Annotated in this window: 19 protein-coding genes and 1 other annotated feature; of the genes, 15 read left to right on the forward strand and 4 right to left on the reverse strand. The window is 37.7% G+C overall.

Annotation, left to right across the window (positions count from 1 at the left end; all coding sequences use genetic code 11):
- Positions 1-25 precede the first annotated feature (25 nt).
- Positions 26-469, reverse strand: a complete 444-nt coding sequence (nrdI, locus tag IGL48_RS06240) for a class Ib ribonucleoside-diphosphate reductase assembly flavoprotein NrdI (protein ID WP_010824635.1) — start codon at positions 467-469, stop codon at positions 26-28.
- 208 nt (positions 470-677) lie between these two features.
- Positions 678-725: a sequence feature (sodium ion sensor (DUF1646 type); this cis-regulatory element may regulate processes involved in with the transportation of sodium ions), on the forward strand.
- 116 nt (positions 726-841) lie between these two features.
- Here nrdI and IGL48_RS06245 point away from each other — a divergent pair.
- The 10 genes from IGL48_RS06245 (at position 842) to IGL48_RS06290 (ending at position 9,845) form a co-directional block, all read left to right on the forward strand.
- Positions 842-1,165, forward strand: a complete 324-nt coding sequence (locus tag IGL48_RS06245) for a V-type ATPase subunit F (protein WP_002381927.1) — start codon at positions 842-844, stop codon at positions 1,163-1,165.
- The gene (locus tag IGL48_RS06250) at positions 1,155-3,134 is read left to right on the forward strand and encodes a V-type ATP synthase subunit I (protein ID WP_010824636.1); all 1,980 of its coding nucleotides are present in this window, start codon (positions 1,155-1,157) and stop codon (positions 3,132-3,134) included. Before IGL48_RS06245 ends, IGL48_RS06250 begins: the two co-directional genes overlap by 11 nt.
- A 27-nt stretch (positions 3,135-3,161) precedes the next feature.
- On the forward strand, positions 3,162-3,635 hold the full coding sequence (locus tag IGL48_RS06255; RefSeq protein WP_002363905.1) for a V-type ATP synthase subunit K: 474 nt from the start codon (positions 3,162-3,164) through the stop codon (positions 3,633-3,635).
- Between the two features lie 16 nt (positions 3,636-3,651).
- Positions 3,652-4,233 carry a V-type ATP synthase subunit E gene (locus IGL48_RS06260; protein ID WP_002365627.1) on the forward strand — a complete coding sequence of 194 codons (582 nt, stop codon included), beginning with the start codon at positions 3,652-3,654 and terminating at the stop codon, positions 4,231-4,233.
- A 16-nt stretch (positions 4,234-4,249) separates the two neighbouring features.
- On the forward strand, positions 4,250-5,251 hold the full coding sequence (locus tag IGL48_RS06265; RefSeq protein WP_002361773.1) for a V-type ATPase subunit: 1,002 nt from the start codon (positions 4,250-4,252) through the stop codon (positions 5,249-5,251).
- Positions 5,241-5,552, forward strand: coding sequence for a V-type ATP synthase subunit F (locus tag IGL48_RS06270; RefSeq protein WP_002357676.1), 312 nt, complete (start codon positions 5,241-5,243; stop codon positions 5,550-5,552). The genes IGL48_RS06265 and IGL48_RS06270 overlap by 11 nt, the downstream gene beginning before the upstream one ends.
- A gap of 17 nt (positions 5,553-5,569) precedes the next feature.
- Positions 5,570-7,351: a V-type ATP synthase subunit A gene (locus tag IGL48_RS06275; protein ID WP_002371187.1), complete on the forward strand. Its 1,782-nt coding sequence runs from the start codon at positions 5,570-5,572 to the stop codon at positions 7,349-7,351.
- A complete protein-coding gene (locus IGL48_RS06280; protein WP_010824637.1) occupies positions 7,344-8,720 on the forward strand; it encodes a V-type ATP synthase subunit B in 1,377 nt (458 codons plus the stop codon). The genes IGL48_RS06275 and IGL48_RS06280 overlap by 8 nt, the downstream gene beginning before the upstream one ends.
- Before the next feature lie 4 nt (positions 8,721-8,724).
- Entirely contained in the window at positions 8,725-9,360 is a 636-nt protein-coding gene (locus IGL48_RS06285) for a V-type ATP synthase subunit D (RefSeq protein WP_002357673.1), read from the forward strand.
- A gap of 74 nt (positions 9,361-9,434) precedes the next feature.
- Positions 9,435-9,845 carry a hypothetical protein gene (locus tag IGL48_RS06290; RefSeq protein WP_002388088.1) on the forward strand — a complete coding sequence of 137 codons (411 nt, stop codon included), beginning with the start codon at positions 9,435-9,437 and terminating at the stop codon, positions 9,843-9,845.
- Between the two features lie 50 nt (positions 9,846-9,895).
- Here the strand turns inward: IGL48_RS06290 and IGL48_RS06295 are convergent, their stop codons facing one another.
- Together IGL48_RS06295 and IGL48_RS06300 are read right to left on the reverse strand one after the other, a co-directional pair.
- On the reverse strand, positions 9,896-10,783 hold the full coding sequence (locus tag IGL48_RS06295; RefSeq protein ID WP_025190725.1) for a serine hydrolase: 888 nt from the start codon (positions 10,781-10,783) through the stop codon (positions 9,896-9,898).
- 154 nt (positions 10,784-10,937) lie between these two features.
- A complete protein-coding gene (locus IGL48_RS06300) occupies positions 10,938-12,818 on the reverse strand; it encodes a fructose-bisphosphatase class III (protein ID WP_010817263.1) in 1,881 nt (626 codons plus the stop codon).
- Positions 12,819-13,015: 197 nt separating this feature from the next.
- On the opposite strand from IGL48_RS06300, the gene lysA reads away from it, so the two are divergent.
- Positions 13,016-14,326 (forward strand): diaminopimelate decarboxylase, encoded by a 1,311-nt coding sequence (lysA, locus tag IGL48_RS06305; protein ID WP_025190726.1) that lies wholly within the window; start codon positions 13,016-13,018, stop codon positions 14,324-14,326.
- 145 nt (positions 14,327-14,471) lie between these two features.
- The gene (locus IGL48_RS06310; RefSeq protein WP_015543720.1) at positions 14,472-15,464 is read left to right on the forward strand and encodes an alpha/beta hydrolase; all 993 of its coding nucleotides are present in this window, start codon (positions 14,472-14,474) and stop codon (positions 15,462-15,464) included.
- Positions 15,465-15,647: 183 nt separating this feature from the next.
- Here IGL48_RS06310 and IGL48_RS06315 read toward each other — a convergent pair whose 3' ends face one another.
- Complete coding sequence (locus IGL48_RS06315; RefSeq protein WP_002357660.1) at positions 15,648-15,992, reverse strand: metal-sulfur cluster assembly factor; 345 nt, start codon at positions 15,990-15,992, stop codon at positions 15,648-15,650.
- A 275-nt stretch (positions 15,993-16,267) separates the two neighbouring features.
- Here IGL48_RS06315 and IGL48_RS06320 point away from each other — a divergent pair, with 275 nt between their 5' ends.
- The 3 genes from IGL48_RS06320 to IGL48_RS06330 are packed head-to-tail and all read left to right on the forward strand — an operon-like array spanning position 16,268 to position 20,395.
- Positions 16,268-17,332, forward strand: coding sequence for a dipeptide epimerase (locus IGL48_RS06320; protein ID WP_010777623.1), 1,065 nt, complete (start codon positions 16,268-16,270; stop codon positions 17,330-17,332).
- Positions 17,333-17,348: 16 nt separating this feature from the next.
- Positions 17,349-18,725 carry a transglutaminase-like domain-containing protein gene (locus IGL48_RS06325; RefSeq protein WP_010777624.1) on the forward strand — a complete coding sequence of 459 codons (1,377 nt, stop codon included), beginning with the start codon at positions 17,349-17,351 and terminating at the stop codon, positions 18,723-18,725.
- A 17-nt stretch (positions 18,726-18,742) separates the two neighbouring features.
- On the forward strand, positions 18,743-20,395 hold the full coding sequence (locus IGL48_RS06330; protein WP_010824639.1) for a peptide ABC transporter substrate-binding protein: 1,653 nt from the start codon (positions 18,743-18,745) through the stop codon (positions 20,393-20,395).
- Positions 20,396-20,693 lie beyond the last annotated feature (298 nt).

Here is a 20,693-nt window from a genome sequence, read left to right on the forward strand (position 1 = left end):
TGAGCTTTTTAGTAATGAAACTTGCTTATTGGTTTTCCTTTAAAATAGCATAAATTCGTTCAATATCCGCTTGGGTACCTCTTAATTCATAATCAGCTAAGAAGGGGAAGTTAAATTGTTCCGCATACTGTTTAGCTGTCAGGCAGTATTGGTGGTTAAAGTTTTTATTGCCGCTGCCCACCACGCCAGAGCAATAACGATAATTATTTTCAAAAGTAAGATATTCTCGCATGACTTCTGTTAAAATTTCGGTATTGCCGTTGTTGATGCCATCGCCACCATCTAAATAGGTAGGCACAAAGGTAAAAAATGGTTCTGTTTCTACTTCTAACGGAGAATTTTCCGAAATTTCTTTGAAAGTAATCGTAGGATTTTTTTCGTTGTGCTGATGTTGCTCTTCAGCATAAGTTGTTAAACGTTGAACAAATGAGCGTGTATTACCAGAGATTGAAATATATCGTATATTCATCAGAGATCCCTCCAAATAAATTTAATTGTTTACGTAAGTATAGCACATCTATGTGAAAAAAATTCAAGATCAATAATTATAAAGCGAAAAAAATAATGCCTTTTTATTACCTATTATAAAAGTGAAAATTTGTTATTTTAATTCATTTGGGTAAGTATTGAATTTTGCGAAAAACTTTGCTAAGATGGTAGAGTATTGAATAAAGAATGGTTGGGCGAAAGCTTCAAGGATTCAGTTCTTCAAGGGGTGAGAAGAACAATTTTTGAGTTTGCGCCTTTTTGCATACCTAAAACAAAAGGGCTGAGCGTATCTCTATTTCGCTAGTCCTTTTTCTTATATGCTAAAGGTGTAAAAACTAAGGAGGTGGAGACAATGGTACAAGAAGTACTAGAGCAAATCAAGGCAGCGGAAGATGCGGTGGAAGAGCATCGGCAACAAGCTAAGATGAATTGTCGTTTATATGAAGAACAGAAGCAAGAACGTTTAGCTGAACTACGTCAAGAGAGTGAAGAAGCTGTTGAAAAAGTGCTGACGGATTCACTAGCAACGCAAGAAAAGATGTTACAACTTGAAAAAGAACAACTTTTAGATGAAACAAAGCGCACAGAACAAGCGCTTCACGAACGTTACGAAGCGAACAAAGAACAAGTCATTGATTCAATTATTGAGAGGGTGAAAGACGTTTATGGCAGTTAGTAAAATGGAAAAAATGACAATAATTGCCGCTGCCGAAAAAGAAGCAGCAATTCTACAAGCCATTCAAGGCTTGCAAATTGTCGAAGTAAAACGGATTTTTCATTCGCCTGAAGAAGAACAAGCCTTAAAGAGTCAATATTCTTTTTTACAAGCAGAACAGTCAACTGAACAGCTACGTAAATATGAAACGATGCTACAACAATTGCAAGAGCTTCTTTTATTTTTGACACGCTCTTCAGGAAAAGGGTTAAAGATAAAAAGAAAAGTCTACACCTTAGAAGAGTTGGAACAAACCTTTGATGAAAAAACATTACAAAGCTATTTGACGGAATTAAAGAATATTCAAGAATCTTTGAAACAAATTCAAACGGATCGTCAAGGGTTAGAAGCAGAAGAAGAATTATTAGGCCGCTGGCAATATCTGGATGTTCTACCACACAAACAGCAGTTAAAAAGTAGTCATGTCGTTCATGGTTCGATAAATCTAGCCAATAAAGCCAGTTTCTTGAGCGTTTTGTCTCAATTGCCAACGGTTTATTTTGAAGAAATTTATCAAAGTATGCATCATAGTTATTTTACACTCGTTTACCTGAAGGAACATCAGCAGAGTGTAACCGAGTTATTAAACCAATATAGTTTTGAACCACTCCAATACCGTTATGATGTTCCGCCTAAAGAGGCATATCAACAAGTCAAAGAACGATATGAAATTTTACAAAAAGAAGAAAAAGCCTTAAAGCAACAACTGGCTTCTTATCATGATTTTTATGAAACGTTTTGCTTGGCTGAAGAAGTCTTATTGGCGGTTATCCAAAGAGAACAAGCGCGTCAACATTTGTTAAATGCTTCATCATTTTTCATCTTGCAAACGTGGATTCCAGTCGAAGAAAAAGCCGATATTTTGACAGCGATTGAAGAAAAAGTTCCTAAGGACGAAATAGCTCTTACTTTTGAAAATCCTACGAAGGCGGAAATTGAGACGGATATACCAGTTAAACTAGCGAATAATAAATTGGTGCAGCCGTTTGAAATGTTAACAGAGATGTATAGCTTACCAAAATATGAAGAAGTTGATCCGACACCTGCGATGATGCCGTTTTATCTAGTCTTTTTTGGCATGATGGTAGCAGATATTGGCTATGGCTTACTGATGCTGCTCTTGTCTATTATTGCGTTGAAAGCATTTGTTTTACCGAGAGGCATGAAACGTTTTGCCGACTTTTTCTTGATTTTATCATTTCCAACAATTATTTGGGGCTTCATTTATGGTTCGTTTTTCGGTGCAGCATTACCGCCAACAATGTTTGGAATCAAATCACCATTTCCGATTTTATCAACGACCGAAGATGTAAATACGATTCTTATTTTATCGGTTATTTTTGGGTTTATCCAATTGGTTGTCGGTTTAATGATTAATGGGATTCAGTTATCAAAACAAAAGCGCTATTTAGATAGTATTAACGAAAGTTACGCTTGGTTAGGGATTTTGTTTGGTTTAGCATTGTTAGTCGTTGGTAAATTAGTGGTTAAAAATGAAGGCTTATTTACAGCAGGTGCGATTTTAGCTAGCCTTTCTGCCATTGCAATTATTGTGATTCCAATGATTCAATCGAAGGCCAAATTAAAAGGTTTAGCCAAAGGACTGTATGGACTATACGGTGTGACAGGTTATGTCGGTGATTTAGTTAGTTATACACGTTTGATGGCGTTAGGAATTGCTGGGGGAAGTATTGCTTCAGCGTTTAATATGCTCGTTGAGTTCATGCCGCCAGTTGCCCGTTTTAGCGTGGGCATCTTGCTGTTAATTGTTTTACATGCGTTAAACATATTCTTATCGTTATTAGGTGCTTATGTTCATGGCGCACGTTTGCAATATGTTGAGTTCTTTGGAAAATTTTACACAGGCGGTGGCCGGGCGTTTAATCCGCTAAAAACAAAAGAAAAGTATGTCAATGTTGAGAAAAAATAGAAAATTATTTATTGGAGGAAAATAGAGATGATGGATTACTTAATTAATAATAATGGTGGAATTGTTTTTGCAGTATTAGGAATGGCAATGGCGACAATTTTTGCTGGGATTGGATCAGCCAAAGGGGTTGGCTTTACTGGGGAAGCAGCAGCAGCTTTAACGACGGAGCAGCCAGAAAAATTTGGTCAAGCGTTAATTTTACAGTTATTACCAGGTACACAAGGACTATACGGTTTCGTTATTGCTTTCTTAATTTATATTAACTTAGGAAACGATATGAGTATGGTTCAAGGATTGAACTATTTTGTAGCAGCTTTACCGATTGCCTTTGCTGGATTGTTCTCTGGGATTGCCCAAGGTCGTGTAGCCGCTGCGGGGATCCAAATTTTAGCGAAGAAACCAGAACATGCAACAAAAGGAATTATCTATGCTGCCATGGTTGAAACTTATGCCATCTTAGGGTTCGTAATTTCCTTCTTACTTGTATTGAACGTCAAATAATTGAGGAGGCAGATGGATGGATGCCATTGAAAAAATCATCAGTGAAATTAAGCAACAAGGAAAGCAAGAAGTCGAAGCCTATGTCACCAGTGAACAAACGCGCATCGATCAAGAATTCCAAGCAGCACAACAAGAAATTTTGCTGAAGCAAGAACATGAAATAGAAAAACGACAACAACAATTATTAAAAGAATTTAAACAACGCCAACAACGGCAAACACTAGAAATTCGTCAGGATGCATTAAATAAAAAACAAGCATATCTTAACCAATTATTTGATGAAGTGGTCTTAAAGATGAGTGAATGGTCAGCGGAAGAATTTCAACAATTTATGAAAGCACAATTAGGTTCACTTGAATTAACAGGAAAAGCGACCATTCTTTTAGGAGAGTATTCTCAAACGAAAGTGACGCAAGAATGGCTGACCGCTCTTTCTGATGCTACTGTTCAATGGGAGCTTTCAGAGGAAGTTGTTCCAAAAGAAAGTGGCTTTATCGTTGCAAAAGACGGTTTGGATTATAATTTTCTCTTTTCAGCATTAGTTGAAGAGATTCAAAAAACAGAAGGCTTTAAAGTAGCAGAAAAACTTTTCAGTTAAGAAGGGAGGACGTAGCATGAGAAAACCAACGTATCATCAAATTAATCCGCTGATTCGTTTAAAAGAAACGGAGCTGCTTTCTGAGCAACAGTTTCAACAACTTTTAGAAGCGGAAACAGTTGAAGACGTTAAAAATATGTTAAAAAGTACGGTTTATCAACCTTATTTAACCGAAACTTTTGAAGAAAAATTTGACTACCATTCTTCTGAAGCGCTGGGAAGTCTTTATCGCTGGTTATATGAAATGGCTCCAGAACCAGCTGTAGTAACGTTGTATACGATGCGTTTTACCTTCCATAACTTGAAAATTTTGACGAAAGCTGAGCAAACAGGTAAAGATTTTGATTATCTTTATTTAGAAGATGGTCGTTATTCTCTAAACACAGTCAAAAGTGCCATTCATACAAAAAACTCTTCCGAACTTGAGCCAGCATTATTAGAAGTGATCCGTGATGTTTTTGCCTATCTGGAAGAAGGCGGTTTGCCGCAAGCAATTGATATCCTTTATGATCGAGCATTTTTACAGCAACAGCGAAAATTAGCGGATGAATTGGGCTATGAAGAGTTAACGAAGGAAGTCATCGCTTTTATTGATTTAACCAATCTATCAACGATGGCTAGAGGGATTGTTCAACATCAAAACAGCAACTTTTTATCAACCGTGCTTTCTAGCGCTGGCAGTCTCTCAAAGAAAGAGCTGTTGACCTATGCGGAAAAGTCACTTGTAGAATTTACAGCATTTGTCAGAACAACGAATTACGGACAACTATTAGAAAAGATTATCAATAAAGAAACCAATGAATTAAATTTATTGGCTTTTGAAAAACTCAAAGATGATTACCTGACCTCAATGTATGAAAACGGGCGAACGGTTGCTTTTGGGCCGCTCCCATTACTAGCCTTTTTGAATGCGAAAGAGGTTGAATGGAAAAATCTACGTTTAATTTTGGTCGGAAAACATAGTGGGTTTTCAAATGAAAAAATTCGAGAAAGGATGCGAAAAGTCAATGGGGTATAAAATTGGTGTCATTGGAGACAAAAATTCAATCTTACCATTTAAACTGTTTGGCTTTGAGGTCCATCATGCCATTTCAGAAATGCAAGTTAGAGAAGCCATTGAAACTATGGCAAAAAATAAGTTTGGGGTCATTTTCATAACGGAAGAAGCCTCTACTTTAGCAGAAGAAACGATTGAACGATACAAAGAACAAGTGACACCAGCGATTATTTTAATCCCAAGTCATAATGGTACAATCGGAATCGGTTTAAGTGAGATTGAAAAAAATGTTGAAAAAGCAATTGGACAAAATATTTTATAATGCAAAGGAGAATGAGCGTGCAAATTGGAAAAATTGTCAAAGTTTCAGGCCCTTTGATTTTAGCTGAAAACATGTCAGATGCTAGTATCCAAGACATTTGTCATGTAGGAGATTTAGGCGTTATCGGAGAGATTATTGAAATGCGAGGCGACGTCGCTTCGATTCAAGTATATGAAGAAACAACAGGCATTGGACCAGGAGAACCAGTTATTTCAACAGGAGAACCATTATCTGTTGAATTAGCCCCAGGTTTAATTGCCGAAATGTTTGATGGTATTCAACGACCATTGGATACATTTCAAGAAGTAACCCACAGTAACTTTTTAGGCCGTGGCGTTAAAATTGATGCGTTAGATCGTGAGAAAAAATGGACGTTTGAACCGACTGTGGCAGTTGGTGAAGAAGTGTCGGCAGGTGACATCGTCGGTGTGGTTCAAGAAACACCGATTATTCAACATAAAATTATGGTGCCTTTCGGCGTTTCAGGAACGATTGCCGAAATTAAAGCAGGTGACTTTGCCATTGATGAAACAGTTTACTCAGTGGAAACGGCTAAAGGAACGGAAAGTTTTAGCATGATGCAAAAATGGCCCGTTCGGCGGGGACGTCCCATTTTAGAAAAACTAAGTCCCAAAGTACCGATGGTGACCGGACAACGCGTAATTGATACCTTTTTCCCAATTACGAAAGGCGGAGCGGCAGCAGTTCCAGGACCATTTGGCGCTGGAAAAACAGTCGTTCAGCACCAAATTGCTAAGTGGGCCGATGTCGACTTAGTCGTTTACGTTGGTTGTGGGGAACGCGGGAATGAAATGACAGATGTTTTAAATGAATTTCCAGAATTAATTGATCCAACAACTGGTGAGTCTTTGATGAATCGGACGATTTTAATTGCGAATACGTCAAATATGCCGGTAGCGGCACGGGAAGCCTCGATTTATACAGGGATTACCATTGCAGAATATTTCCGTGATATGGGTTACTCAGTCGCAATTATGGCGGATTCTACTTCTCGTTGGGCAGAAGCGTTACGAGAAATGAGTGGCCGGTTAGAAGAAATGCCTGGTGATGAAGGCTATCCAGCCTATTTAGGTAGTCGCTTAGCTGAATATTATGAACGAGCAGGACAAGTCATCGCGTTAGGAAAAGATCATCGTGAAGGAAGCATTACAGCGATTAGTGCGGTTTCGCCATCTGGTGGGGACATATCAGAACCTGTCACCCAAAATACGTTACGCGTTGTTAAAGTATTCTGGGGCTTAGATTCTCAATTAGCACAAAAGCGTCATTTTCCTTCTATTAACTGGTTGCAAAGTTATTCTCTTTACTCCACAGAAGTAGGGCAATATTTAGACTTGGAATTGCAAGGAAACTGGGCCGCTATGGTAGCTGAAGGGATGCGGATTTTACAAGAGGAATCTCAACTGGAAGAAATTGTTCGCTTGGTTGGGATTGATTCCTTGTCGGATAAAGACCGTTTAACGTTGGAAACAGCCAAATCATTACGGGAAGACTATTTGCAACAAAATGCTTTTGATGACGTGGATACGTTCACTTCTCGAACCAAACAAGCGAAAATGTTGCAATTGATTCTAACTTTTGGTGAAGAAGGTCAAAAAGCCTTAAGTTTAGGCACTTATTTCTCTGAGTTAATGGCGGGAACAGTTGAAATCCGTGATCGCATTGCTCGTAGCAAGTATTTACCAGAAGAAGAATTAGAAAAATTGGATCGTTTACAAGCAGAAATTAAAACAACGATAAAAGAAATCATTGCTGAAGGAGGAATGACGAATGATTAAAGAATATCGCACAATCAATGAAGTCGTTGGTCCTCTGATGATTGTTGAAAAAGTGGCAGGCGTAAAGTACGAAGAATTAATTGAAGTACGCATGCAAAATGGCGAAATTCGCCAAGGGCAAGTTTTAGAAATCAATGGAGATAAAGCGATGGTCCAAATATTTGAAGGAACGAGTAACATCAATATTCGTGATTCAAAAGTTCGCTTTCTGGGACATCCTTTAGAATTAGGGGTTTCGCCAGATATGATGGGGCGCGTTTTTGACGGCTTAGGTCGCTTAAAAGATAATGGACCAGAATTATTACCTGAGAAAAAATTAGATATTAACGGCGAAGTTATCAATCCAGTCGCTCGTGATTATCCCGATGAGTTCATCCAAACAGGGATTTCAGCGATTGACCATTTAAATACCTTAGTTCGTGGTCAAAAATTACCTGTTTTTTCAGCATCTGGCTTACCTCATAAAGAATTAGCGGCACAAATTGCCAGACAAGCCAACGTGTTAAATAGTGAAGAAGAATTTGCCGTAGTTTTTGCGGCCATTGGGATTACCTTTGAAGAAGCGGAATATTTTATGGAAGATTTCCGTCAAACAGGCGCAATTGATCGTTCAGTCTTGTTTATGAACTTAGCGAATGATCCAGCCATTGAACGGATTGCAACACCTAGAATGGCTTTGACAGCCGCTGAATATTTAGCTTATGAAAAGGGCATGCATGTCTTAGTTATCATGACGGATATGACCAATTATTGCGAAGCGTTGCGAGAAATTTCAGCAGCACGCCGTGAAGTTCCAGGACGTCGTGGTTACCCAGGTTATCTTTACACGAACTTAGCAACGTTGTATGAACGAGCAGGCCGAATTCGTGGCTCAAAAGGTTCCGTAACACAGATTCCTATTTTAACAATGCCAGAGGAGGATAAAACACATCCAATTCCCGATTTAACTGGCTATATTACAGAAGGGCAAATTATCTTGTCCCGGGAACTATATAAGAGTGGTATCCAACCACCAATTGATGTATTGCCATCACTTTCCCGTCTTAAAGACAAAGGAACTGGCGAAGGCAAAACGCGCGGGGATCACGCAGCGACGATGAATCAATTGTTCTCAGCCTATGCACAAGGGAAACAAGCCAAAGAATTAGCTGTCATTTTAGGAGAATCAGCTCTTTCCGATGTCGATAAAATTTACGCAGCCTTTGCCCAACGTTTTGAAGAAGAATATGTCAACCAAGGATTCGATATAAACCGTTCGATTGAAGAAACGTTAGATCTTGGGTGGGAACTATTAAGTATGCTACCGAGAACAGAACTAAAACGAATTAAAGAGGATATGCTCGATCAATATTTAACTGAAGGGAAGTAGAAAAATGGCTCGATTAAATGTTAATCCAACCCGTATGGAACTTTCCCGATTGAAAAAACAGTTAACTACGGCCACGAGAGGTCATAAGTTGCTGAAAGACAAACAAGATGAATTGATGCGACGGTTTATTGCGCTAGTCAAAGAAAACAATGAGTTACGTATTCAGGTTGAACAAGAAGTGACGGATGCGTTATCAAATTTTGTATTGGCAAACGCAACGTTGAACGAAGCCTTTATTGAAGAGTTAGTGGCAATTCCAGCCGAAAAAGTTGAATTAGAAATTATTGAACAGAACATCTTAAGTGTGCCAGTTCCTAAAATGATTTTTGATTACGATGAATCGGTTCAAGAAGCACCCTTAGATTATGGCTACGTGAATTCAAACAGCGAGCTTGATCAAGCTTTTGCTAAAATTTCAAGCATTTTACCGAAATTATTAGCACTTGCAAATGTTGAAAAGACGTGCCAATTATTATCAAAAGAAATTGAAAAAACGCGTCGTCGTGTCAACGCCTTAGAGTATATGACGATTCCGCAATTAGAAGAAACAATTTACTACATTCAAATGAAATTAGAAGAAAATGAACGTGGCGAAATTACACGTTTAATTAAAATTAAAAGCATGAACAAAGAAAATTAGTGGTTAGAAAGAACGAGTGCGAAGCCAGTTGGTAGCTTTCGTGCTCGTTTTTAATAAAAAAGGGAGTGGAAAAAATGAAAAACGAAGAACGCCGCAAAGCGATTGCACTGAATTGTCAAAAGTACGAAAGTGACTATGCTCGCTTGGTGGAACCAATCAATGAGCTACTGTTAAACTTGGGAGCGGCTATTTCAGAAGAAGCCGCGAAGCAAATCATTCTGAATGTAAAACGATATCATCACGGCGTGAAATATCTTCCTGAGTGTCATTTAGATGAAAGTAACCAGTTTATCGAAGATGGGCTTGAAGCTCTTAAAAAGGGAGATTTAGGCAACGGTGCGTTACAACTATTTGGGGCTGGCTTAAACTTTGCTAGTTTTGCAGCAAAAGCACAAGGAACCAAAAAAATTGATGCCCACCAAATGTTGGCAGAACGTTTTACGAAGTTGTTGTCTGTACAAATGGATAATGATAACAAACAATAAAAAAATACCCTTGGTTTATTAAGTCATCTTAATAAACCAAGGGTATTTTCTTAACTGTTATCATTAGGATATTCAGACACCTGTAATTGCCATAACTTATCTGTCACTGAAGCAATAAACGCAGCACTCTTAGCATTATCAGGTCCTTTAGTAAAAATTGCTAAAGCAAAGGGGTGAGGTGTTTCTAAAATCCCCATATCATGAATAAATTCATCATAGGAACCAATTTTATGAGCAACTTTTCCTTGAGTTGTGGGAGTTTCCATTCTTTCATGGAAAACACTTTGTTTCATAGAATCATAAATCGCTTGGTAATCTGGTTTTGTTGCTTTTTCAGTATATAATTTTTGTAGAATAACAAGCGCATCTTCAGAAGAAAATTGTGGCTCTTCAATCGAAGGTGTCTTGTGCAAATAACGCTGATACATTTCTCGTTTTGCTTTTGCATCACCACCCAATGTATCATAGAGCATATTTTTAGCGATATTATCAGAATAGGTGATGGCATATTCTTGTAACGTTTTTAATGGATATTCTGGTTGGATATTATAGGCAATGATCCCAGTTCCTTCTTCATAATCTTCTTCGGCGTTATAGGGAATCAGGTCTGTCCATTTTTTTTGACCAGAAGCAACCGTGTCGGCGACTAGCATCGTCAGGGGCACTTTAATAGTACTAGCTGTATAAAATTCATGTTGGCCATTCACAGAACGTTGTTCGCCAGTTTCCAAATCTAAATAACTAATCCCGACCGTTCCTTCAAATTCTTTGACAGAAGCGACGAGCAGGTCATTTATTTTATCAAAAAATACTGTATTTGCTGAATTGTTTTCTTCCTTGTCTTTCGTATGTTTCTCATGTTTGGAGGAATCAATTGTAACTTTTTGTTCAGATTCTTTGGCATAATCTTCGCCACGACTTGAGAAGAAGAAGCCCACAATTAGGAAAAAGCAAAGAAAGAAAATGGTGCCGTAAAGTGAGAGTTGCTGTTTCTTCAATGTAAAACCCTTTCCGTTTCTCTAATAGATATTTTTCTCAACTCCTCCATTTAATCATTTTTCGGATAAGAGCGCAAGCGTCTTTTTAACGGCACTACTGGTTTTGTTTCATTTGTTTTTGGAGTGCTTGCGATTGCTTTAATAGCTCTTTGCCGATAGTGGTATCTTTCACTAATAGCCGCTGTAAGGGGCGATCGATGACTTGTTTGATGGAATGAATGTCTTGATTATTTAAAATGGCTGTTTCTTTACTAGAAAAAGATTTATGCGCGGTCAGTTGTAACCCGAACGAGTTGTACAACAATGTATAACCAGCAATTCCAGTAATTGTCTGATAAGATTTTGAAAAGCCGCCGTCAATTACGAGAAGCGTGCCATTTGCTTTGATTGGCGATTCGCCTTTTGTTCGTTTAACTGGTGTATGGCCATTAATGATATGTCGATTTTCACCAGTCACTTCAAATTCATCTAGGATTCTTTCACAAACTTCAACCGTATCACGCAAAGAGTAGTAAGGATTCTTTTCTTCATGATGTGTTTCTTTTTCAGCGAGAAAATAACGCTCAAAGGTTTTCATAGCTCGTTTGCCAAATAATGAGGAACCTTCGCCACACCAAAGATACCATAAACAATCTGTCGCATAGTCATCTGTAATAGCAGGCTGAGCGTATGCTTCTTCTAACATTTTCTGAAAGAAGTCAACTAAAGCTTTTCCTGAATAGGAGTGGCCTTTAAATGTGTAAGCTTGAAAAGTACCGTCCGCATTCAGAGGCAGACAGCCATGAATCAATAAATTTTGATTATACACAAGGTAAAGAGAAGCTTTTTCCATTAGAAAGCGCATGTGTTTTGTTAACCGCGGCGAAGACTGAAATTGCGTTAATAAATCATCAATTATCTGTTTTTCCTCACGTGTTAATTGGTAAGGCTGCTCTTCAGAAACGGTTTGGAAACAGCTGTTAATTAATGTATAACGACATTCGTCAAAAGTAATAGTTTCCCCTTGAATCTTATCTAAGCGTAGCCGATGTGCCAAGTTAAAATCAGGACGTCGACCAATAATTTGGCCTTCTAGTTTTTCTTGAATAATGGCAATGGCTTGTTGCACACGCATCGCTACTTGTTTTTCATCTTCAGTTAACGCACGATAGGGATTTTTCTTGGGTGCAAAAGCAGGATTTTCTTTATACGTTTCTAAACTAAATTTTTTTAAGGCGGTTAAATCGATAGCATAACGTTCTTCTAACAGATCTAAATTTCCATAGCGAGCACAAATACGTACTACATTGGCTAAACAAGCCAGTGAACCACTATAAGCAGCCAGCCAAATCATATCGTGATTGCCTAGTTGAATATCCAAGGAGTGATAGGACATTAATCGGTCCATAATTTTATCTGGTGCTGGCCCCCGATCATAGATATCACCAATAACATGTAGGTGATCAATAATCAGACGTTGGATTAGATAAGCTAATTCTGTCACGAAACGTTTGGCTTCACCTAGTAAAATAATTTTTTCAATAATTTGTTGATAGTAACCGTTTTTGGTTGTTGTTTCATCATATTGATAAATCAATTCTTCGAGAATATACCCATAGGTTTCAGGAAGGGCTTTGCGAACTTTAGAACGTGTGTACTTCATCGAAGAAGAACGGACGATTTCAACCAGACGGCGAATCGTTAATAGCCACCATTCATAAGAGAGGGCGCTTTCATTTTCTAAAAGTGTTAATTTTTCTTCTGGATAGTAGATAATAAAACAAAGCTCGTCCATCTGATGGGCATTTAATTCTTGTTTAAATAAAAATTGAACTTTTTCTCGGATTCGCCCAGAACCATTTCTTAAAATATGGTCAAAAGCTTCAAATTCACCATGTAAATCACTGACAAAATGTTCTGTTCCTTTCGGTAAATTCAAAATTGCTTCCAAATTAATAATTTCTTCAATTTGTTGATCGCGGTTCAGTGTAGCCAAGTCATCTGCCTTCTTTCTTTTTCGTATATACCAATTTTGATTTAAAAGATTAAAGTCTTGATAATAAAGGTTTTTTATCCGTATGCCAATTATTGTAGGCTATTTGGCGAGAAAAAGCAACAGGAGAAAGTCAGAGAAAAATGTGGAAAATTATAGGAAGCTACTGGGTTTTATGCTATGATTTTTAATAAAACAAAATGAAGGGGCGGGAAAACATGTTATTTGGTACAGCAAAAATGAATCGGGAAAATCATTTAGAAGTCGGTGGTTGTGACACCGTAAAGTTGGCGCAAAAATTCGGGACGCCGTTATTTGTTTATGATGTCGCTCATATTCGCGCGCAGGCACGTGGTTTTAAACAAACGTTAAATCAATTAGGTATAAAAAATAAAGTGGTTTATGCAAGTAAAGCATTTAGTTGTTTAGCTATTTATCAAGTGTTAAAGGAAGAAGATATTGCTTGTGATGTTGTCTCTGGTGGAGAACTATTCACAGCTTTAAAAGGGGGCATGGAGCCAGCGGAAATTGAGTTCCATGGAAATAATAAAACCCCTGAAGAATTACGTTATGCTTTGGATAACAAAATAGGTACAATTGTCATTGATAATTTTTACGAAATTGACTTGTTGGAAGAATTATTAGCTACACGAAACCAAACACAAAAAGTTCTTTTTCGGGTGAGTCCTGGTGTGGATGCAGAAACACATGATTACATTTTGACAGGCCAAGAAGATTCAAAATTTGGTTTTGATGTTGCAAGTGGCCAGGCAACAGAAGCGCTCGTTCGCCTTTTATCAAATCCCTCTTTTGATGTGCAAGGGGTCCATTGCCATATTGGCTCGCAAATTTTTGCTGTGGAAGGCTTTTTAGCTGCTGTTGAAAAAATGTTCACTATTTTAGAAGACTGGCGGCAAGTCCATCAATTTACAGCACGTGTTTTAAATATGGGTGGTGGTTTTGGTGTGCAGTACACGCAGCAAGATGAGCCATTAGCACCAGCAACATTTGTTGAAAAAATTGTTTATTCCTTGAAAGGTCATTGTGAACAATTAGGGTATCCACTGCCTGAGCTTTGGATTGAACCAGGCCGCAGTTTAATTGCCGAAGCGGGCACAACGATATATACAGTTGGCGCGCAAAAAGAGGTTCCTGGTGTTCGTCATTTTGTTTCCGTAGATGGTGGCATGGGTGATAATATACGGCCTGCTTTGTATCAAGCGGTTTATGATGGATTTCTAGCGAATCGTGATGGGCATGATTCAATCAAGAAAGTCACAGTGGTTGGTAAATATTGCGAATCAGGAGATGTCTTACTTCGAGATATTTTATTGCCAGAAGTTAAAGCAGGGGATTTATTGGCCATTAGTAGTACGGGGGCTTACGGTTATTCAATGGCAAGTAATTACAACCGAAATCCTCGACCAGCGGTGGTTTTTGTCGAAGATGGACAAGCAAAATTAGTTGCTCGCCGTGAGACATATGAAGATATGACAACGTTGGATTGTTGATAGATTAAAAGTAGCCGCCTCTTTTTGAGCCGGCTGCTTTTTTTCAAAAAATAACAAAATGTAAGGGTGATTTCTTTCAGAAATGAAAAATCCATAGTATATTAAATGAAGAAGGAAATACTTTAGAAGAGGGTGTGATTTGCAGATGAAATGGCTCCTCGGGTTACTGATCATTTTTGCAATGATTGGCGTTGTTTTTTCTGTTTACATTGCCAATTATTTTTTGAAAATTGCGTTGCTTAAAGACAACCCTTGGTATCATAAAAAAGGGCATCGGTTATTAAATCCTGATAATTTTCAAGAACGTGAAACAAGATATACAAAAATAGAAGAACAACAAAAACAAGAAGGCGAAGCTTTTTGGACAGAGTCTTTTGCTGAAGATCGTTGGTTGAAAATTAAAGATGAAACATTGTATGCACGGTGCTTTATTCCTTATCCAGATAACCATCGTTGGGCGATTTGTGTGCATGGTTATCGTTCAAACGGAAAACGCGATATGGCATATACTGCATTACGTTTTGCAGAAGAAGGCTACAATGTTTTAGTTCCCGATTTGCGTGCGCACGGGAAAAGTTCAGGTAATAAAATTGGGATGGGATGGCTGGATCGGTTAGATTTATTAAGTTGGCTTAGTGAAGTTCTTGCCATTGATATGGAAGCAGAAATTATTTTAGTGGGCGGTTCCATGGGAGCGGCTACTGTCATGATGGCAAGTGGTGAAAAGTTACCAACGAATGTCCGCGGATTAATAGTGGATTGTGGCTACACTTCTGTTTATGATGAATTTAAATATGTCCTACATGAATCTTTTCATTTACCCGCTTTTCCTATTTTAACAATTGCTAATCAATTAGCATTAAATAACTATGGCTTTCAATTGAAAACCGCTTCTTCCGTGAGACAATTACACAAAAATACGTTGCCCACATTCTTTATTCACGGTACAGGTGATCGCTTTGTTCCAATGACAATGTTTGAAGAAAATTTAGCGGCAACTCAGGGGATAAAAAAAGGTCTCATTGTTGCTAAAGCACCACATTTATCTTCAAGTGTCTACGAACCTGAAAATTATTACAGTAGTATTTTTGAATTTTTGGAAGAAAACTGTCCTGCAGTAAAAACAACATCCGACTAAAAAAGACATGGATTTTCATGATTCCATGTCTTTTTTTTGCCTGACTCGTTTAGCTAAATTTAAGTGCTTAAAAAGAAAAATAATAAAAGTTGGACTAGCAAACTATTAGCTAAACAAAAAACCACATAAAAAAACTAATCAGTCAGTTCTTTCAGGCGGTTTTTATCATTAGTCTCGAAATAACTAGCGAATACCCAAAGCAATTCGTGCGTAACGGCTCATTTTATCCGTTGTCCAAGCAGGGTACCAGACTAATTTTACTTCGATATTATTCACTTCAGGAATATCTTTTAAAACACCATGGATTTGTTCTGTTAAAACATCTGCTAACGGACAACCCATTGTGGTTAAGGTCATTTTGATGACAGTATCACCAGTTTCTTCTGCAAATTCAACTTCATAAATTAGTCCTAAATTAACAATATCGATGCCTAATTCAGGGTCAATCACTGTTTCTAATGCAGTTAAAATATCTTCTTTAATTGCTTCAACTTCTTCGGTTGAACGTTGTTGAGGTTGTTCACTCATTCGTCTTCTACTCCTTTGCAAGTTGCCTCTTTACTATCATACCTTTTTTAAGAATGTTTGTAAATGAGAAGTATCTCACATGTCATGGAATTTACTGATTTACTAAAAAAGCTCATAAAATTCGAAATTCATTTTATTTTAATCAAAATCTCATTATTTTGTTGACATTAGAAAACAATGAGTTTAGAATGATCGATAACAATCTAAATTTAATTTTTGGATATTTTTAAAAAACTGAATTTTCAGTCAATTGAAAATATCAAAGGGAGGATTTTATGAAAATTAAGCAGGTACATGTTAGGGCATCAAAAATCAAGCTGAAAGAAACATTTACAATCGCTTTGGGGACGATTGAATCCGCGGATAGTGCAATTGTGGAAATTGAAACAGAAGAGGGACTTATTGGATATGGAGAAGGAGGGCCAGGCATTTTTATTACCGGTGAAACGTTGGCTGGCACGCTTGAAACGATCGAATTATTTGGCCAAGCAATCATTGGCTTAAACCCCTTTAATATTGAGAAAATTCATGAAGTGATGGATAAAATATCTGCTTTCGCTCCAGCGGCAAAAGCAGCAATCGATATTGCTTGTTATGATTTGATGGGTCAGAAAGCTCAACTGCCTCTTTATCAATTGTTAGGCGGCTATGATAACCAAGTAATAACGGATATTACACTAGGTATTGATGAACCAAATGTGATGGCACAAAAAGCCGTCGAAAAAGTCAAACTAGGTTTTGATACATTAAAAATTAAAGTCGGAACAGGAATTGAAGCTGATATCGCAAGAGTAAAAGCGATTCGTGAAGCAGTTGGCTTTGATATCAAGCTCCGCTTAGATGCGAATCAGGCTTGGACGCCCAAAGATGCAGTTAAAGCGATTCAAGAATTAGCAGATTATCAAATTGAATTAGTGGAACAGCCAGTTAAAAGACGCGATTTAGAAGGTCTAAAATACGTTACTTCACAAGTTAATACGACAATTATGGCTGATGAAAGCTGTTTTGATGCTCAAGATGCGTTGGAATTAGTTAAAAAAGGCACAGTCGATGTTATCAATATAAAATTAATGAAGTGTGGCGGCATTCATGAAGCGCTGAAAATTAATCAGATTTGTGAAACAGCAGGCATCGAATGCATGATTGGTTGCATGGCGGAAGAAACAACCATTGGCATCACGGCTGCTGCCCATTTAGCTGCTGCTCAAAAGAATATCACACGAGCAGATTTAGATGCGACATTCGGTTTAGAAACTGCGCCCGTAACTGGGGGCGTATCCTTAGAAGCAAAACCATTATTGGAATTAGGAGAAGCAGCTGGATTAGGCATTTCTCAATAAAAAAGGAGTAAAACAAATGAAGTATGATTTAAAGTATCTTAGTGTCCCTTTGCCTGAGGAAATTCAAAGGGTGAAAGAATTTGGCGATTTTGCAAGTGCGGATATTGCCATTGATTTTTGGTTGACAAAAGAACTTCCGCAGGCATTAAAAGAACGTTTGATAATTGAAAAAGATGTCATTAAAATGATGCGTATGAATGAGTATCCTCATAGCTTTGCAAAAGCTGATCAAATGATGAGAGACACTTTTCAGGATTATCAAACAGAGGAATTAATTCGTTTAAAAGAAACGGGTTTAGTGGACTGGGTTTATATTGACGGTGAACCGTATTTCCAACTTCGATTTTTGGCCAATTTAATTAAAACAAATGCGGCATATGTTGCACGTTTGCAGGAAGCAGAAAGCAATCAATTAGAAATTCTCCGCAAAAAAGAACTAAAAGAGAACATCGAACAAATGCAAAAAAACGGTGGTAGAAAAGTGAGAACAACAATTAAAGCCACCATTCAGGTGAAAAAAGAATTTGAGCGTCCAGGTGAGCGTGTTCGTGTCCATTTGCCGCTGCCCAAAGCGTGTCAACAACAATCAGAAATTGAAATCCTAGCTACGTCACCTGAAGCAACCTATATTGCGGCAGAAGATGCGCCTCAACGAACACTGTGTTTTGAAACAATCTTAAAAGAAAATCAAACGTTTACAGTTGAATATTGTTATGTTAATCGGATGGTTTACCAACAGTTAGAAAAAAATAACGTAGACAAAATGCAACCAAGCTTTGATTTAGAGGAACAGTTACCGCATATTCGATTCACGCCTTATTTAAGAAATTTAGCAGATGAGATTGTGGGCGATGAAAGTAATCCCTTAAAAAAGGCACGCTTGATTTATGACTTTGTGACGACAAAGATTCATTATTCTTTCATGCGTGAATATTTTACAATTTCCAATATTTCAGAGTATGCTGCAACTAATTTAAAAGGTGACTGCGGCGTGCAAGCGATTTTGTTTATCACGCTTTGTCGGATTGCAGGGATACCAGCCAAATGGCAATCGGGATTATATGTTTCTACACATTATACAGGCTGTCATGATTGGGCACAATTTTATATAGAACCGTACGGCTGGCTCTTTGCGGATTTATCTTTTGGCGGAGGTGCTTACCGAGACGGGGATAGACAGCGGTGGAATCATTATTTCGGCAATTTAGATGTTTTTAGAATGGTCGCAAATAGTGAGATCCAGGCAGACTTTCAGCCGGCAAAAATGCAATTGCGTGCAGACCCAATTGACAACCAGCGGGGAGAATTTGAGTACGAAAATGAGGGCTTGCCCTACGCATGCTTGATAGTTTCGCAAGAACGGCTTTCCATGGAAGAGTTGCCGTTTGATTGACACATAGGGGGAATAGTATGAAAAAGTTAAAAATGATGGGGATTATGTTATTTGTTAGTACGGTCTTGGTAGGTTGTGGCACAACAGCAGAAACAAAAAGAGACGAGAAAACAACTGAGAAAACCAGTGTCTCGAAAAAAGTTTTAAATTTAATGGATAACTCGGAAATCGGTTCAATGGATTCTATTTTTACACAAGATGAAGCCAGTATTAACGCACAGTCCAATGTCTTTGAAGGGTTATATCAATTGGATGAAAAAGATCAACTAATACCTGCTGCTGCTAAAGAGATGCCAGAAATTTCTGAGGATGGCAAACGATATACCATTAAACTAAGAGAAGATGGCAAGTGGTCCAATGGTGATGCTGTAACAGCCAATGATTTCGTTTTTGCTTGGCGTAAATTAGCGAATCCCAAAAACCAAGCCAATTACTTTTTCTTGTTAGAAGGAACGATTCTGAACGGAACAGCTATTACAAAAGAGGAAAAAGCACCAGAGGAATTGGGTGTCAAAGCGCTTGATGATTATACTTTGGAGGTTACTTTGGAAAAGCCTGTACCGTATTTTACGTCGTTATTGGCATTTTCTCCATTTTTCCCACAAAACGAAGCATTCGTGAAAGAAAAAGGACAAGCCTATGGCACTTCTAGTGAAATGATTGTATCTAATGGTCCGTTTTTAATGAAAAATTGGGATCAGTCAGCGATGTCGTGGGATTTTGTGCGTAATCCCGACTATTACGATAAAGAAAAAGTAAAATCAGAAACGATTCATTTTGAAGTTCTTAAAGAAACCAATACCGTTTATAATTTGTACGAATCAGGTGAATTAGATGTGGCTGTCTTAACAGGAGATTTTGCTAAACAAAATCGAGACAACCCAGACTATGAAGCAATCGAACGGTCAAAAGTCTATTCCTTACGTTTAAACCAAAAAAGAAACGAAAAACCATCCATTTTTGCAAATGAGAATGTCCGCAAAGCTTTAGCTTATGCTTTGGATAAAAAAAGTTTAGTCGATAATATTTTGGCAGATGGTTCAAAAGAAATTTATGGGTACATTCCAGAAAAATTTGTATATAACCCAGAAACGAATGAAGATTTTCGTCAAGAAGCAGGCGTCCTTGTCAAAACAGACGCCAAAAAAGCCAAAGAGTATTTAGATAAAGCAAAAGCAGAGCTAAACGGAGATGTAGCCATTGAACTTCTTTCAAGAGATGGTGATAGTGACCGAAAAGTTGCTGAATTTATCCAAGGCCAGTTACAAGAAACGTTGCCTGGTCTCACTATTAATGTCAAAACAGTTCCTTTAAATAATGCGATTGAATTAATGAGAAAAGGGGATTATGAATTGTCTGTTGGCATGTGGGGACCCGATTATCAGGATCCAATGACTTTCTTAGAAAGCTCAGTTAGTGGTAACCGTATGAACTATTCTAGCCCAACGTTTGATCAACTAATTGAAGAAGCAACAACTAAATACGCAAATGATCCTGAAACTCGTTGGCAAACATTAATTAAAGCTGAAAAAGTATTGGTGGAAGAAGATGCCGCTTTAATTCCTTTATACCAAGAGGCTCGTAGTCAGCTTATACGACCAGGTGTCAAAGGTATTCAGTATCATAACTTCGGTGCAACGAGCACATATAAGTATGCCTATAAAGAATAAATTAGTGAACAAAAGTACCTTTAGCTGAAGGTACTTTTTTCCCGATAAGAGCTTCTTTTTTGTTAATAGTCAACAATTAATAAAAAAATAATTGAAAAAGGTTGACAAAAATAATGATACTCGTTAGAATAAGCACTGTTAACAAATGAATAGCGTTTTCATGTGACTAGATAATACTAGGCATGGAAGAATTTCGTAATACAATGTGGTGTACAATGGTTACGCAACATGTTTAACGGGATTGTTCTATGCTTTTTTTGTTGTTTTCACTGAAAATGTTAGAATTACTTCTGCAGAA

It is taken from the genome of Enterococcus sp. DIV1090 (assembly GCF_050537975.1).
In the GTDB taxonomy this organism is placed as follows: Bacteria; Bacillota; Bacilli; order Lactobacillales; family Enterococcaceae; genus Enterococcus; species Enterococcus faecalis.